13 protein-coding genes are annotated in these 14,060 nt (G+C 74.7%); 9 read left to right on the forward strand and 4 right to left on the reverse strand.

What is annotated here, in order from left to right; translation table 11 throughout:
* The first annotated feature begins 85 nt into the window (after nt 1-85).
* Together SH587_RS07645 and SH587_RS07650 are read left to right on the forward strand one after the other, a co-directional pair.
* On the forward strand, nt 86-2,371 hold the full coding sequence (locus SH587_RS07645) for an FdhF/YdeP family oxidoreductase (RefSeq protein ID WP_320669991.1): 2,286 nt from the start codon (nt 86-88) through the stop codon (nt 2,369-2,371).
* Nucleotides 2,368-3,330: a Dyp-type peroxidase gene (locus SH587_RS07650; protein ID WP_320669992.1), complete on the forward strand. Its 963-nt coding sequence runs from the start codon at nt 2,368-2,370 to the stop codon at nt 3,328-3,330. Before SH587_RS07645 ends, SH587_RS07650 begins: the two co-directional genes overlap by 4 nt.
* An 8-nt stretch (nt 3,331-3,338) precedes the next feature.
* Here SH587_RS07650 and SH587_RS07655 read toward each other — a convergent pair whose 3' ends face one another.
* Nucleotides 3,339-4,049, reverse strand: a complete 711-nt coding sequence (locus SH587_RS07655) for a TetR/AcrR family transcriptional regulator (protein WP_320669993.1) — start codon at nt 4,047-4,049, stop codon at nt 3,339-3,341.
* 129 nt (nt 4,050-4,178) lie between these two features.
* Between SH587_RS07655 and SH587_RS07660 the strand changes: the two genes are divergently transcribed.
* Nucleotides 4,179-5,666 (forward strand): NAD(P)/FAD-dependent oxidoreductase, encoded by a 1,488-nt coding sequence (locus SH587_RS07660; protein ID WP_320669994.1) that lies wholly within the window; start codon nt 4,179-4,181, stop codon nt 5,664-5,666.
* Entirely contained in the window at nt 5,663-6,709 is a 1,047-nt protein-coding gene (locus SH587_RS07665) for a carbon-nitrogen hydrolase family protein (RefSeq protein ID WP_320669995.1), read from the forward strand. The genes SH587_RS07660 and SH587_RS07665 overlap by 4 nt, the downstream gene beginning before the upstream one ends.
* A gap of 10 nt (nt 6,710-6,719) precedes the next feature.
* On the opposite strand, the gene SH587_RS07670 is transcribed toward SH587_RS07665, so the two are convergent.
* A complete protein-coding gene (locus SH587_RS07670; RefSeq protein ID WP_320669996.1) occupies nt 6,720-7,292 on the reverse strand; it encodes a helix-turn-helix domain-containing protein in 573 nt (190 codons plus the stop codon).
* Nucleotides 7,293-7,367: 75 nt separating this feature from the next.
* Here SH587_RS07670 and SH587_RS07675 point away from each other — a divergent pair, with 75 nt between their 5' ends.
* The 3 genes from SH587_RS07675 to SH587_RS07685 are packed head-to-tail and all read left to right on the forward strand — an operon-like array spanning nt 7,368 to nt 10,010.
* The gene (locus SH587_RS07675; RefSeq protein WP_320669997.1) at nt 7,368-8,033 is read left to right on the forward strand and encodes a flavodoxin family protein; all 666 of its coding nucleotides are present in this window, start codon (nt 7,368-7,370) and stop codon (nt 8,031-8,033) included.
* A 23-nt stretch (nt 8,034-8,056) separates the two neighbouring features.
* Nucleotides 8,057-8,470, forward strand: a complete 414-nt coding sequence (locus SH587_RS07680; protein WP_320669998.1) for a VOC family protein — start codon at nt 8,057-8,059, stop codon at nt 8,468-8,470.
* Between the two features lie 52 nt (nt 8,471-8,522).
* Nucleotides 8,523-10,010 (forward strand): amidase, encoded by a 1,488-nt coding sequence (locus SH587_RS07685; RefSeq protein ID WP_320669999.1) that lies wholly within the window; start codon nt 8,523-8,525, stop codon nt 10,008-10,010.
* Nucleotides 10,011-10,016: 6 nt separating this feature from the next.
* Here SH587_RS07685 and SH587_RS07690 read toward each other — a convergent pair whose 3' ends face one another.
* Together SH587_RS07690 and SH587_RS07695 are read right to left on the reverse strand one after the other, a co-directional pair.
* Nucleotides 10,017-11,525 (reverse strand): flavin-containing monooxygenase, encoded by a 1,509-nt coding sequence (locus SH587_RS07690; RefSeq protein WP_320670000.1) that lies wholly within the window; start codon nt 11,523-11,525, stop codon nt 10,017-10,019.
* A 109-nt stretch (nt 11,526-11,634) separates the two neighbouring features.
* Complete coding sequence (locus SH587_RS07695) at nt 11,635-12,279, reverse strand: FMN-dependent NADH-azoreductase (protein WP_320670001.1); 645 nt, start codon at nt 12,277-12,279, stop codon at nt 11,635-11,637.
* Between the two features lie 114 nt (nt 12,280-12,393).
* Between SH587_RS07695 and SH587_RS07700 the strand changes: the two genes are divergently transcribed.
* Nucleotides 12,394-12,870, forward strand: coding sequence for a MarR family winged helix-turn-helix transcriptional regulator (locus SH587_RS07700; protein ID WP_320670002.1), 477 nt, complete (start codon nt 12,394-12,396; stop codon nt 12,868-12,870).
* A gap of 112 nt (nt 12,871-12,982) precedes the next feature.
* Entirely contained in the window at nt 12,983-13,612 is a 630-nt protein-coding gene (locus tag SH587_RS07705) for a TetR/AcrR family transcriptional regulator (protein WP_320670003.1), read from the forward strand.
* Nucleotides 13,613-14,060: the final 448 nt, after the last annotated feature.

Here is a 14,060-nt window from a genome sequence, read left to right on the forward strand (position 1 = left end):
GCGCCGAGCGCACAACCGCCAGCTTGGCCTTCGTGCCGCCGGACCGTGCCCGGGACGCGCGCGTGCATGGTAGACCTGCGACTCGATGCCCCCCGACGAGCGAGCCGACTGGTCGCGTCGCGACTACACCCACCCCGCCGCCGGCTGGGGCGCGACCCTCGCCGTCGGCCAGGCGATCGCCCGCCAGCGGACCTGCGTCGACGGTCCGCGCGCGATCCTGCGGATGAACCACGAGGACGGCGGCTTCGACTGCCCCGGCTGCGCCTGGCCCGACGATCCCAAGGGCCTCCGCGTCGACCTCTGCGAGAACGGCGTCAAGCACGTCACCTGGGAGTTGACCCGCAAGCGCGCCGGCCGCGAGCTGTTCGCCGCCCACCGCGTCGCGGAGCTGGCCGGCTGGTCCGACTTCCAGCTCGAGGACACGGGCCGGCTGACCGAGCCGCTGGTCTACGACCCCGCCAGCGACCACTACGTCCCGATCGGCTGGGACGACGCCTTCGCGCTCTTCGGCGAGGCGATCGCCGCCCTCGACGGTCCCGACCAGGCCGCCTTCTACACCTCCGGCCGGCTCGGCAACGAGGCCACCTTCCTGTACCAGCTGCTGGCCCGCGAGCTGGGCACGAACAACCTGCCCGACTGCTCGAACATGTGCCACGAGGCGTCGGGCCGGGCGCTCCAGGCGGCGATCGGCAGCGGCAAGGGCACCGCCGACTTCGCCGACTGGGAGACCGCCGACGCGATCTTCGTGCTCGGCGTCAACGCCGCCTCGAACGCGCCGCGGATGCTGACCGCGCTGACCGACGCGACCAAGCGCGGGGCCCGGATCGTCCACGTCAACCCGCTGGTCGAGGCCGGCGCGACGCGGGCGATCATCCCCCACGAGCCGCTGGCGATGGCGCTCAACCGGGCGACCTCGACCAGCACCCTCAACCTGCAGGTGCGCCCGGGCGGCGACCTGGCGCTGCTGCGCGGGATCGCCAAGCTGGTGCTGGAGGCCGCCCGCCACGACCCGACCGCGATCGACCGCGAGTTCCTCGACCGCCACGCCCACGGCTTCGAGGCCTACCGGGCGCTGGTCGAGGCCACCAGCTGGGAGGACCTGGAGCGCCAGTCCGGCCTGCCGCGGGCCCGGATCGAGGAGGCCGCCGCGATCTACCTCGGCGCCGAGCGGACCCTGATGAGCTGGTGCCTGGGCATCACCCAGCACGAGCACGGGGTCGACACGGTCCGCGAGATCGTCAACCTGCTGCTGCTGCGGGGCAACATCGGCCGCCCCGGCGCCGGCCCCTCGCCGGTCCGCGGCCACAGCAACGTCCAGGGCAACCGCACCTGCGGGATCGACCACCGCCCGAGCGACGCCTTCCTCGACCGGCTGGCGGAGACCTGCGGGATCGACCCGCCGCGCCACCACGGCCTCGACACCGTCCGCACGATCGCCGCGATGAACGAGGGCCGGGTGCGGGTCTTCGTCGGGATGGGCGGCAACTTCGCCGCCGCCGCGCCCGACCCGGAGGCGACCGCCCGCGGGCTCCGCAACTGCGACCTGACCGTCCACGTCAGCACCAAGCTCAACCGCAGCCACGTCGTCCACGGCCGGCGGGCGCTGATCCTGCCCTGCCTCGGCCGGACCGAGCGCGACCAGCAGGCCGGCGGCCTCCAGGGCACCTCGGTCGAGGACTCGATGAGCATGGTCCACCTGTCGCGCGGGATGAAGCGGCCGGCGTCGCCGCTGCTGCGCTCCGAGCCCGCGATCATCGCCGGACTCGCCCGCGCCGCGCTGCCGGCCAGCGCCACCCCGTGGGAGGCCTACGTCGAGGACTACGACCGGATCCGCGACGTGATGGAGCGGACGCTCGACGGCTTCGAGGACTTCAACCGCCGGGTCCGTCAGCCGCACGGGTTCCGGATCCACCAGCCGGCTCGCGAGCGGGTCTTCCTGACGGCCTCCGGCCGCGCCGAGTTCTCGTCCGCCGCGCTGCCCGACGTGGTGCCGGCCGACGGCGACGTGCTGGTGCTGCAGACGATGCGCTCGCACGACCAGTGGAACACCACGATCTACTCCGACGACGACCGCTACCGCGGGGTCAAGGGCCTGCGGACGCTGGTGCTGATGAACGGCGACGACATGCGCGACCGCGGCCTGGGGGAGGGCGACCTGGTCGACCTCGTCGCGACCTCGCGCGACGGCACGCGGCGCGAGCTGCGCGGCTACCGGGCGCTCCGCTACGACCTGCCGCGGGGCAGCGCCGCCGGCTACATGCCGGAGATGAACGTGCTGGTCGGGGCGGCCGACTACAGCAGCCAGAGCGACCAGCCGATCATGAAGAACATCGCCGTGCGGATCGCGCCGGCGGCGGGGGCCGAGCGGTGAGCGCCGCCGACGACGCCCGCGCCGCGGTCGGCGCGCAGCAGGTCCTGGCGCCGCCCGCGACCTCCGCGTTCTTCCTGGTCCTGACGGTCGCGGAGGGCGCCGAGGGCGAGGTCCGCGACCTGCTCGCCGACGTCCCCGGCCTGACCCGCTCGGTCGCCTTCCGCGCGCCCGAGGACGGCCTCAGCTGCGTCGTCGGCGTCGGGGCCGAGCTGTGGGACCGGACTTTCGGCGCGCCCCGTCCCGCCGGTCTCCATCCCTTCCGCCCGATCGCCGGCGCCGTCCGCGACGCGGTCGCCACGCCGGGCGACCTGCTGGTCCACCTGCGCGCCCGCCGGCCCGACCTCTGCTTCGAGCTGGCCCGCCGGATCGCCGACCGGCTGGCCGGCCACGCGACCGTCGTCGACGAGGTCCACGGCTTCCGCTACTTCGACGAGCGCGACCTGCTGGGCTTCGTCGACGGGACCGAGAACCCGGTCGGCCCGGCGGCGGCCACGGCGGTCTTCGTCGGCGACGAGGATCCGGCCTTCGCCGGCGGCAGCTACGTGATCGTCCAGAAGTACCTGCACGACCTGGGGGCCTGGGACGCGCTGACCGTCGAGCAGCAGGAGCTGGCGATCGGCCGCACGAAGGTCGACGACATCGAGCTGCCCGACGAGCGGAAGCCGACCAACTCGCACGTGGCGCTGAACACGATCGTCGACGCCGACGGCCGCCAGCGCCAGATCGTGCGCGACAACCTGCCCTTCGGCCGGATCGACGCCGGCGAGTACGGCACCTACTTCATCGGCTACGCGGCGACCCCCGACGTGATCGAGGAGATGCTGCGGAACATGTTCGTCGGCAAGCCGCCGGGCAACTACGACCGGATCCTCGACGTCTCGCGACCGGTCACGGGATCGCTCTACTACGTGCCGACGGTGGCCTTCCTGGAGGACCCGCCGACGGCCGCCGAGGGCTGAGCGGCCGCTCAGGCCTCGGCGTCGCGCGGCGGCAGGTCGAGCAGCCGCACGGCGGCGCGGCCGTCGGGCCCGCGGTGGCCGGGAGCGGCCAGGCCCTCGGCCACGATCCGCCGCGCCTGCAGCGTGCAGGCGGTGATCCCGTCGTCGTCCAGGCCCAGCTCGTCCTGGCGGAGGGTCAGGGCGACCATCCCGTTCCAGGCGGCGAACAGGAACCGCGCGGTCAGCTCGGGGTCGACGTGGGGGCCGGCCTCGCCGCAGTCGACGGCGGCGGCGATCCGGTCGCGGAACCCGCGCAGGACGGCGGCGATCCGCTCGGCGAAGGCGTGGTCCTCGGCCTCGGTGGCGATCGTCGGCCGCGACTCGACGCCGTCGAAGGCGATGAAGCGGAACAGCCCCGGGTGCTCCAGGTGGAAGCGCAGGTAGGCGTCGCCGGCGGTCATCACCTGCTCGAGCGGCGAGTCGCTGGCCTCGTAGGCGCGGTCCAGGTACTCGGCGAAGAGGTCGACCGCGCGCGCGGCGACGGCGACGTAGAGGCCGTCCTTGTTCGAGAAGTGGCCGTAGATCGAGCCGACCGAGACGTCGGCCTCCTCGGCCAGCCGCTCCATCGTCACGCCGTTGAAGCCGTGACGGACGAACGCCCGCTCGGCGGCCTCCAGCAGCGCCACCCGCGTGCGGGTGCGGCGGGTCGCGACGCGGCCGGGGGTCGGGGCGGTGCTCACCCCGTCCATCTTGCCAGCCGGACCACCCTCATGGCGTGAACTGCAATGCAATTCGGAAATGAACCTCCTTGCAAATAGGCCGGCGCTGTGGGACGCTGGCGCGCGAAGTCGACGAACAGGAGAGAGGTCGTGTCCGTTCCCACCGAAGAGGTCGATGCCGTCGTCGTCGGCGCCCGACTCGGCGGCTGTGCCGCCGCGATCCCGCTGGCTCGCGCCGGCCGCCGGGTCGTCGCGCTCGACAAGATGGCGTTCCCGTCCGACCAGCTCTCGACCCACGTGCTGATGCCGGCCGGGGTGATGGAGCTGGAGCGGATGGGCGCGCTGCGGCAGGTGCTCGACGAGTGCGACCCGTCGCACGTGCGCTACGTGCAGATGGAGGCCGAGGGCGTGCGGGCGGTCGAGCGCTGGCGGCCGACGGCCAGCGGCATCGACTACGGGCTCTGCGTGCCGCGCGACCTGCTCGACGTGCGGCTGGTGGAGACGGCCCGCCGCGAGGGCGTCGACGTCCGCGAGCGGGCCACCTTCAAGGCCCTTCACTGGCGCGCCGGCCGGGTCAGCGGCGTCCGCTACCTCGACGCCGACGGCGAGCTCCGCGACCTCCGCTGCCGGCTGGTGATCGGGGCCGACGGCCGCCGCTCGCCGGTCGCCGCCGCGGCCGGGGTCTCGCGGCCGTACCGGATGTCGCGCAACGGCCGCGGGCTGGTCTTCCGCTACGTCGACGACCCGCTGGCCGGCAGCGGCGCGCGCGAGACCGAGTCGTACTTCCAGTGGCGCGAGGGCGAGTCGTTCGCGCTCTGCTTCCCGACCGCGCCCAAGGGCCGGATCCTGGTCCTCTTCATGGGTCCGCGGGAGGAGGTCTCGCAGGCCCGCGCCGACCCCGAGGGCCACTGGCAGCGCAAGCTCCGCCAGCACGCCGCGCTGCGGGCCCGGCTGCACGGGGTCGACTGGAGCACCGCCACCCGGATCCGCTCGACCGCCGACGTGACCGCGTTCTTCCGCGCCTCGTCGGGACCGGGCTGGGCGCTGGTCGGCGACGCCGCCCACTTCAAGGACCCGGTCACCGCGCAGGGGATGCGCGACGCGATGTGGATGGGGCGGACGGTCGCCGAGCACGCGCTGCCGCACCTCGACGACCCGCTGGCGATCGACCGCGCGACCCGCCGCTGGGAGCGCCACCGCGACCAGCACTGCCTGCCCGCGTACCACTTCGCCAACCTCGACACCCGGGTCGAGCCGCAGTCGCCGGCGCTCTGCGAGCTGGTCCGTGACGGCGGCCGCAGCGAGGATCCCGACCTCTCCGACCTCTTCGGCCGTGGGCGCACGCTGCAGCAGATCGCCCCGCTGCCGCGGCTGCTGAAGGCGGTCGGCAAGGCGCTCGTGAACGGCGAGCGGCCGCGGACGGAGACGCTCGCCCGCGCACTGCCCGAGCTGCGGACCGAGCTGGAGATCCGCCGCGAGCGGTGGCGGGGCGCGTTCCGCGACGCCCGGCCGGTCTTCGGCTCCGACCACCCCGAGCCGGAGATGCCGAAGGCGCCGCCGGCGGTCTCGATCGCCGCCCTCGACGCGGTTCGCCGCGAGCCCTCGCCGGCCGCGGCCCGCGAGGAGGTGGCGGCATGACGCGGATCGCCGTCGTCCAGCCGGCGCTGCGGCTGGGCGCGATCAGCGAGAACCTGGCGCGGATCGAGGACCTGGTCCGCGACGCCCACCGCGAGCACGCGCCGGACGTGATCCTGCTGCCCGAGGCCTGCAGCTCGCCGAACGTCTTCGCCCGGGTGCTGCGGGACGCGGCGCTGCCGGTCGACGGGCAGGCCTTCCAGCTGCTGACGCGGCTGGCGCGCGAGCTGGAGTGCGTGGTCGGCGGCGGCTTCCTGGCGGTCCGCGGGCGCCACGCCTACGGCACCTACGTGCTGGCCGAGCCGGACGGGGCCGCCCACCTGCACGACAAGGACCAGCCGTCGGCGTGGGAGAACGCCTTCTACCGCGGGGGCGACGACGACGGCGTGGTCCGCTGCGGCGCGGTCGACGCGACGGTCGGCCTGACCTCGGGCTGGGAGCTGGCGCGCTTCCGGACCGCCCGGCGGCTGCTCGAGGGCGGGGTGCGGGCGGTGCTGGGCGGCATGTGCTGGCCGTCGATGCCGTCGAACTGGCCGGGACCGCTGGGCCGCTGGATGGCGCACGAGCACCGCGAGTGGGCCCGCCACCAGCGCGAGCTGCCGGCGCGGGTCGCGCGGCTGACCGGGGTGCCGGTGGCGATGGCCGCGCACGTCGGCCCGATCGTCAGCGAGACGCCGATGGCGCCCGGGCTGCCGTGGCCGACGACGATGCTCGGCGAGTCCCAGATCTGCGACCGCGACGGGACGGTGCTGGCGCGGCTGGCGGGGGAGGACGGCGAGGGCCACGTCGCCGCCGACGTCGACCTGACGCTGCCGCCGCGGCCGCTCGATCCGCTGCGCGAGCGGCTGTGGATCCCCGAGGTCAGCACGATCGTCACCAAGGGGATCGCCTGGCACGGGATGAACGCCCACGGCCGGGTGACCTACCGCCTGCGCCACGCCCGCCGCGGCTTCGGCTGGCAGTCGCTGCCGGCCGGCGACCTGCCCGACGAGATCGCCGCGGCCGATCCCGCGACCGGGCCGGTGGCGGCGACGGTCGGGCGCTGAGCGGGGCCGGTCAGCGCCCGCCGCCGAGCGGCAGGTGGGTGGTGACCAGCAGCGAGGCGCCGTCGGGGCCGCCGCCGTAGCGGTGCTCGGCGGCGCCGCTGAAGGCTGCGGTGGCGCCCTCGCGGACGGTCTGCTCGCGGCCGTCGACGGTCAGGGTCAGGGCGCCGGCGGTGACGGTCAGGGTCTTGCCGACCGGCTCGGGGTAGGGGACGTTGTCGTAGCCCTCGCCGGGCGCCAGCCGCCAGCGCCACAGCTCGACCGGGGCCGGGCCGCCGGTCACCAGCACCAGCGCCGCGGTGCCGCCGTTGGGGCCGCGCCAGAGCGGGGTCAGCTCGTCCGGGTCGACGATCCGGACGCCGCCGTCGGGCTGCTGCTCGAGCATCGCGCTGATCGGCAGCTGGAGCGCGTCGGAGATCCGGCAGAGGGTCGAGAGGCTGGGGTTGGTGGTCCCGTTCTCGATCGCCACCAGCGCGCCCTTGCTGACCCCGGCGCGGCCGCTGAGCTGGTCCTGCGACCAGCCGTGCTGGCGGCGGGCGGCCCGCACCGTCCGGGCCAGCGAGTCGATCACGGCCTGCTCGTTCACGGACGCGATCCTCGCAGGTGGCGGCGGCCTCCGTCGGTCATTGAAACGACTGTATCGGTCGCTATCATGACCGGTATGCGCGTGCTCGTCCTCTCCGCCAGCCCCCGCGTCGACGGCAACTCGCGGCTGCTGGCCGACGCCCTCCTCGACGGGGCCCGCGGTGCCGGGCACGAGGGCGAGCTGGTCGACCTCAACGGCACCATGGACGGCGGGTTCCTGCGCGACTGCCGTCGCTGCCGCCGACCCGACGGCCGCTGCGCGATCGAGGACGGCTACGCGGCGCTGCTGCGGGGGCCGGTCGCGCGGGCCGACGCGATCGTCTACGCGACGCCGATCTACTGGTACGGGACGGCGGCGGTGCTGAAGAACTTCTTCGACCGGATGGTCTGCCACACCTCGGGCAGCGCGCCCGACGGCGAGCGGGTGATCGCCGAGCTGCGCGACAAGCGCAGCGCGCTGCTGCTGGCCTCGGAGGAGCAGTACCCCGGGATCGCGCTCGGGATCGTCGCCCAGCTGCAGGAGCTGTCGCGCTACCTGCACCACCAGTTCGTCGGCGTCGTCCACGGGGTCGGCAACCGCCGCGGCGAGGTCGCGGCGGATCCCGCGGACCCGCTCGCCGCCGCCCGCGCGCTCGGGGCCCGGATCTTCGAGGCCCACCACACCGACTACCGCGTCGACACGCCGCGGCCGAGCAGCGTCTGGAGCGTCGACGGGTCGCTCGGCGCCTACGCCGACGGCTGATCGGCGGTCGCTACCGTGACCGGATGGCCTCGCACCTGATCCACACCTGCGTCCGCGTCCGCGACATCGACGCCTCGCTGCGTTTCTACGAGGCGCTCGGCTTCGAGCGCCGCGGGCGGCTGAACTTCGACAGCGCCTACAACGTGTACCTGGGGCTGCCGGGCGACGGCGACCGGCTGGAGCTGACGGTCAACGACGGCCGCGAGCAGCCCTACGCGCTGGGCGAGGGCTACAACCACCTGGCGCTGGCCGTCGACGACCTGGCCCAGACGCTGGCCGACCTCCAGGCCCGGGTCGGGGTCGCCCCGGAGAAGCCGCCCTACCGTCCCGGCGGGCGCGAGGACCTGCCGCTGATCGCCTTCGTCCAGGATCCCGACGGCTACCGGATCGAGCTGATCGACGGCGCCTTCGCGACCCCGCAGGACCCCGACCGCTGAGCGCCGCCGCGACCGCGGGTAGGGTCCGCCGGGCCGGCCGAACGGAGGACTGATGCAGGACGACGAGTACCAGCGCCACGACGGACTCGCCCTCGCCGGGCTGGTCGCCGACGGGCAGGTGACGGCCCGCGAGCTGCTCGACGCCGCGCGCGCCCGGGCGGCCGCGGTCGGTCCGCGGATCAACGCGATCGTCGCCGACCTCGACGGCCAGGCCGACGCCCGCGCCGCTCCGGACGCCGGCCTCGAGGGACCGTTCGCCGGCGTCCCGTTCCTGATCAAGGATCTCGGCCAGGACTACGCGGGCGTGCCGACCAGCGGCGGCTCGCGCTCGCTGGCCGCGATCCCGGCCGCCGAGCACGCGACCGTCGTCCAGCGCTGGCTCGACGCCGGGCTCGTGATCTTCGGCAAGACCAACACCCCCGAGTTCGGGGCCAAGGGGATCACCGAGCCGGAGCTGTTCGGGCCGGCGCGCAACCCCTGGGACACGGACCGCACGCCCGGCGGCTCGTCGGGCGGCGCCGCCGCGGCGGTCGCGGCGGGGATCGTCCCGGTCGCCGGGGCCAGCGACGGCGGCGGCTCGATCCGGATCCCGGCCGGCGCCTGCGGCCTCTTCGGGCTCAAGGCCGGCCGCGGCCTGGTGCCGTCGGGGCCGCTGGTCGGCGAGGGGCTGCACGGCTCGGCCACCCACGGGGTGGTCTCGCGCAGCGTCCGCGACAGCGCGGCGATGCTCGACCTGCTGGCGGGCGGGACGCCGGAGTCGCCCTACGACCCGCCGCGTCCGGCCGGGCCGCTGCTGGCCGAGGTCGGCCGCGATCCCGGGCGGCTGCGGATCGGCGTGCGGGTGCCGAGCGCGATCACCCCCGACCCGGACCGCGAGGCCTACGCCGCCGTGGCCGCCGCGACCACGGCGCTCGACGAGCTGGGCCACGAGATCGTCGAGCTGGCCGAGGCGCCCTACGACGACGCGGCGCTGGCCAAGGACTTCCTGACCGCCTGGTTCGTCCACCTGGCCTGGCAGGTCGACGAGATCAAGCGCCGGACCGGCTGCGGCGACGCCGGCTTCGAGCGCGACACCCTGATCATGGCCGCGCTCGGGCGGGCGACCAGCGGCGTCGACTTCTGCGGCGCGCTCGAGCGGCGGCAGCTGCACGTCCGGCGGCTGGCCGCGTTCCACGCCGAGCACGACCTGCTGCTGACCCCGACCCTGGCCACGCCGCCGCCGCGGATCGGCCAGTTCGACCTGCCGGCGCCGGTCCAGCTGCTGGCCGACGGCGTGCTGCGGACCCGCACCGGCCGCGTCCTGCGCCACGTCGGCCTGGTCGACCGGATGATCGAGCAGAACCTCGGCTGGGTGCCCTACACCCAGCTGGCCAACCTGACTGGGCGGCCGGCGGCGTCGATCCCGCTCCACTGGACCGCCGACGGGGTGCCGCTCGGGGTCCAGCTGGTGGCGGCCCCGGGCGGCGAGGGGCTGCTGCTGCGGGTGGCCGGGCAGCTGGAGCAGGCCCGGCCCTGGGCCGACCGCCGGCCCCCGCTGTAGCGGGGGCTAGTCGGCGGCGACCGGCGCGGGCGCGTCGGTCGCCGTGGTCGCGGCGGGGGCGGGGAGCGCGGCGGCGAACTCCAGGACCCCGTCGTCGAGCGCCCCGTAACGGAGCGCGGCGATGTCGCGGGGGTAGTTCTGGTGCAGCCGCCACGGCGCCTTCGAGCCCTGGCGCGGGAACGCGTCGACCGACCGCTGGACGTAGCCGGAGGCGAGGTCGATGAACGGCACCGGCTCGACCGAGGGGTCGCGGTTGCGCGGCACGCAGACCCGGTACCCGTGCTCGTCCATGTGGTTCAGCAGCCGGCAGACGTAGGCGCAGGTCAGATCGCACTTGAGCGTCCACGAGGCGTTCGTGTAGCCGATCGCGATCGCCAGGTTGGGCACGTCGCTCAGCATCATGCCCTTGTAGCCCATGGTGTCGGAGAGCTTGATCTCGCGGCCGTCGACGGTCAGCTGGACGCCGCCGATCGCCACCAGGTTGAGGCCGGTGGCGGTGACGATCACGTCGGCCTCCAGCTCCTCGCCCGACTCCAGCCGCAGGCCGCGCTCGGTGAAGGTCTCGATCCGGTCGGTGACGACCGACGCCTTTCCGCCGCGCAGGGCCCGGAAGAGGTCGCCGTCGGGGACCACGCAGAGCCGCTCGTCCCAGGGGTCGTACTTGGGCTTGAAGTGGACGTCGACCGGGTAGTCCTTCGGCAGCTGGCGGGCGACGCCGGCGCGGATCAGCCGCCGCATCAGCTGCGGCCGGCGGCGGCTGAGCTGGAAGCTGGCCGTCGTCAGCAGCACGTTCTTCCAGCGGGTGGCGGCGTAGGCCAGCTTCTCCGGCAGCACCCGCCGGGCCAGGTTGGCGATCGGGTCGCGGCCGGGCAGCGAGATCACGTAGGTCGGCGAGCGCTGCAGCATCGTCACGTGGGCGGCGCGCTCGGCCAGCGCGGGGACCAGGGTGACCGCGGTCGCGCCGCTGCCGATCACCACGATCCGCTGGCCCTCGTGGTCGAGGTCCTCGGGCCAGTGCTGGGGGTGGATGATCCGGCCGCCGAACCGCTCGGTGCCGGCGAAGTCGGGGGTGTAGCCCTCGTCGTAGCGGTAGTAGCCGCTGCAGCTGAAGAGGAAGTCGCAGCTGATCCGGACCGGGACGCCGTCGTGGATCGCCTCGACCGTCCAGCGGCTCTCGGCGCTCGACCAGGCGGCGGAGACGACCCGGTGGCCGAAGCGGACGAGCTGGTCGACGCCGTGCTCGCGGGCGGTCTCGCGGACGTAGGCGAGGATGTCGGGCCCGTCGGCGATCGACTTCGCGGCCGTCCACGGCTTGAAGTCGTAGCCGAGGGTGAACATGTCGGAGTCCGAGCGGATCCCGGGGTAGCGGAAGAGGTCCCAGGTGCCGCCGATCGCGTCGCGGCCCTCGAGGATCGCGATCCGCTTGTCGGGACAGCGCTCGCGCAGGTGGCAGGCGGCGCCGACGCCCGAGAGGCCGGCCCCGACGATCAGGACGTCAACGTGCTCGATGGCCATGTTCGCGGCCCTCTCTCCGGTCGAAGCGGGGTTGTCGCGGCCTAGCCTACCGACGAGTAGGTTCGAGCGCCAGCGGTGGGGCGGCGGGTGGTCGCCGCCCCGTCGCGGGTCAGGCGGCGACCGGCGTCCAGAGGCCGTCGATCTCGCGCTCGGCGGCGGCCAGGCTGTCGGCGGCCAGGCCGCGCAGGTCGGCCATCTGCGGGTTGACGTCGGCGAGGGTCAGCGAGGCGGTGATGAAGCGCGGCTCGAGCCCGGTCAGGCTGACGCCGTGGGGCAGCCAGGCCTCGGCGTGGTCCCAGCCGTGGCGCGGGGTGCCGGGGTCGTAGCCGCCCCCACGCGAGGCGACGACCAGGAACTCGCGGCCGCCGAGCAGCCCGGCGCCGGTCTCGGGATCGATCGAGAGGCCGGGGGCGATCAGGTGGTCGACCCAGGCCTTGACGCTGCTGGGGGCGCCGAAGTTGTAGAGCGGCAGCCCGAGCAGGACGGTCGTCGCCCGCTCGATCTCGCCGATCAGCTCCCGCGAGCGCGCGAACGAGGCGGCCTGGGCGGGGCTGTGCTGGTCGGGCGGCAGCATCCGGGCGGTGCCGCCGGCGGCGTCGAGGTGGGGGACCGGGTCGGCGCCGAGGTCGCGGTGGACGACGGTGCCGTCGGGATGGGCGGCCCGCCAGCGGGCGGCGGCGCGGGCGGTCAGCGCGCGGCTGACCGACCGCTCGCCCTGGATGCTCGAGTCGATGTGCAGCAGGTGGGACGACATTCGTTGCTCTCCACTGATCGTTGGTGAAACGCAAACGAGTTGTAGCAGGTCACTTTTATGCCCCTGCGCGGCAGGGCCGGGGGAGGGCTGATCTAGACTCGGCTGATCGCCTCCGTGCCCTCCACCGACCCCGGCGTCCACGGCTCCGCCGCGCTGCTCGACCACCTGGCGCGGCGGATGCGCCTGCGTGCCGAGTCGGCGCTGGCGCCGCTCGGGCTGCGGCCGCGGCACCTGGTGACGCTGACGGTGCTGCGGGACCACGGCGAGGGCACCCAGCAGGCGCTGGCCGCGGCGCTCCAGATCGACCGCACCAACCTGGTGGGCCTGCTCAACGAGCTGGAGCAGGAGGGCCTGGTCGCCCGCACCCGCTCGACCGAGGACCGCCGCCGCCACATCGTCGCCCTGACCGCCGCCGGTCGCGAGCGGCTGGACCGGGCCGAGCGGGCGCTGGCCGGCGTCGAGGGCGAGGTCCTCGGCGCGCTCGACGGCGAGGAGCGGCAGACGCTCTACCGGCTGCTCCAACGGGCGACCGCCGGCCACGTCGTCGACTGCACCGAGGGTGCGGCGGCGGTCGTCGACGAGGGTTGCTGAGGCGGGGGCGGTGGTGCGAGGGTCGGCGGCCGCTGACGCTGCGCCCGGCCGCGTGCGACGCCGCCTCAGGGCCGCGGGCGCGCTCCGCCCGCGCTCCGGGTAGGGTCGTTCCGTGCCGTCGATCACCCGCCGCCCGTCCGTCGCCCGCGAGCGCCGCGACGCCGTCGAGGAGCAGGTGTTCGCCGCCGTCGAGCGGCTGCTGAACGAGGGCGCCAGCTACACCGAGCTGGGGGTGCTGCGGATCGCCGAGGAGGCGGGGATCGCGCGGTCGACGTTCTACGTCCACTTCCGCGACAAGATCGACCTGCTGATCCGGCTGGCCGAGAGCGCCAGCGAGGCGATCTTCGACGAGGCCGACCGCTGGGTCCAGAGCAACGAGGCGGGCGTCGCCGGTCTCGAGCGGACGATGGCCCTGATCGTCGCCCAGTACCGCGCCCACGCCCCGGCGCTCCAGGCGCTGGCCGAGGTCGCCGGCTACGAACCGGCCGCCGACGAGTACTGGCGGGCCCGGATCGGCGGCTTCGGCTCGGCGCTCGAGCAGCGGCTGCGCAACGAGCAGACGATCGGCCTGGTCGATCCCGCGATCGACGCCGAGGCGGTCGCCAATGCGGTCGCCTGGTCGGTCGAGCGCAACATCACCCAGCACGTCCGGGTCGACGACGGCTGCGGTGACGAGCGGCTGGCGAAGGCCCTGACCCAGGTCGCCTGGCGGGTCTTCTACGGCCGCCTCGACGGCGCCTGACGAGTTTCACCCAGGTGAATCGTCGCCGACGGGCTGACGAGATCCCCGACGTGGCCTAGCCTCGATCGGTGGTGGGACCGCCGTCGGTTCCGCCCGGAGCGACCGACGATGCGGAGGGCCAGGTGAGACCGACCACGGGATGGCGACCGTCGACGACGGGTGCGTGCCATGCCCTTGCCGGCGTCCGCGCGCACGACCCGGTGGGCGCCGGGCTCGGTCCTCCACGGGCGAGCCGAACCAGTACCGCGCCGTGCGGCCGGCGGGGGAGCCGCTGAGCGGCGCGCACCCGGTCGGACCGGGTGAGCGCTCGTCCCGGTGTGGACCGCTGCGGTGCCGGCGGTCCACCCGGGACGGCGACGACTTGCGGACGGACCCGCCCCCGCGCCGGGGGCCGCGGAACGTCCGACCAACGTGGACGGCGACCGACCACCACGAGAGGGGCGACATC

Origin of the sequence: Patulibacter defluvii (assembly GCF_034096925.1) — a bacterium.
Taxonomy (GTDB): domain Bacteria; phylum Actinomycetota; class Thermoleophilia; order Solirubrobacterales; family Solirubrobacteraceae; genus Patulibacter; species Patulibacter defluvii.

Bases quoted from the DNA above. Each gene is read 5' to 3' on its own strand.
- SH587_RS07645 (WP_320669991.1), top strand. From the start codon at position 86: ATGCCCCCCGACGAGCGAGCCGACTGGTCGCGTCGCGACTACACCCAC.
- SH587_RS07665 (WP_320669995.1), top strand. From the start codon at position 5,663: ATGACGCGGATCGCCGTCGTCCAGCCGGCGCTGCGGCTGGGCGCGATC.
- SH587_RS07675 (WP_320669997.1), top strand. From the start codon at position 7,368: ATGCGCGTGCTCGTCCTCTCCGCCAGCCCCCGCGTCGACGGCAACTCG.
- SH587_RS07680 (WP_320669998.1), top strand. From the start codon at position 8,057: ATGGCCTCGCACCTGATCCACACCTGCGTCCGCGTCCGCGACATCGAC.
- SH587_RS07685 (WP_320669999.1), top strand. From the start codon at position 8,523: ATGCAGGACGACGAGTACCAGCGCCACGACGGACTCGCCCTCGCCGGG.
- SH587_RS07690 (WP_320670000.1), bottom strand. From the start codon at position 11,525: ATGGCCATCGAGCACGTTGACGTCCTGATCGTCGGGGCCGGCCTCTCG.
- SH587_RS07695 (WP_320670001.1), bottom strand. From the start codon at position 12,279: ATGTCGTCCCACCTGCTGCACATCGACTCGAGCATCCAGGGCGAGCGG.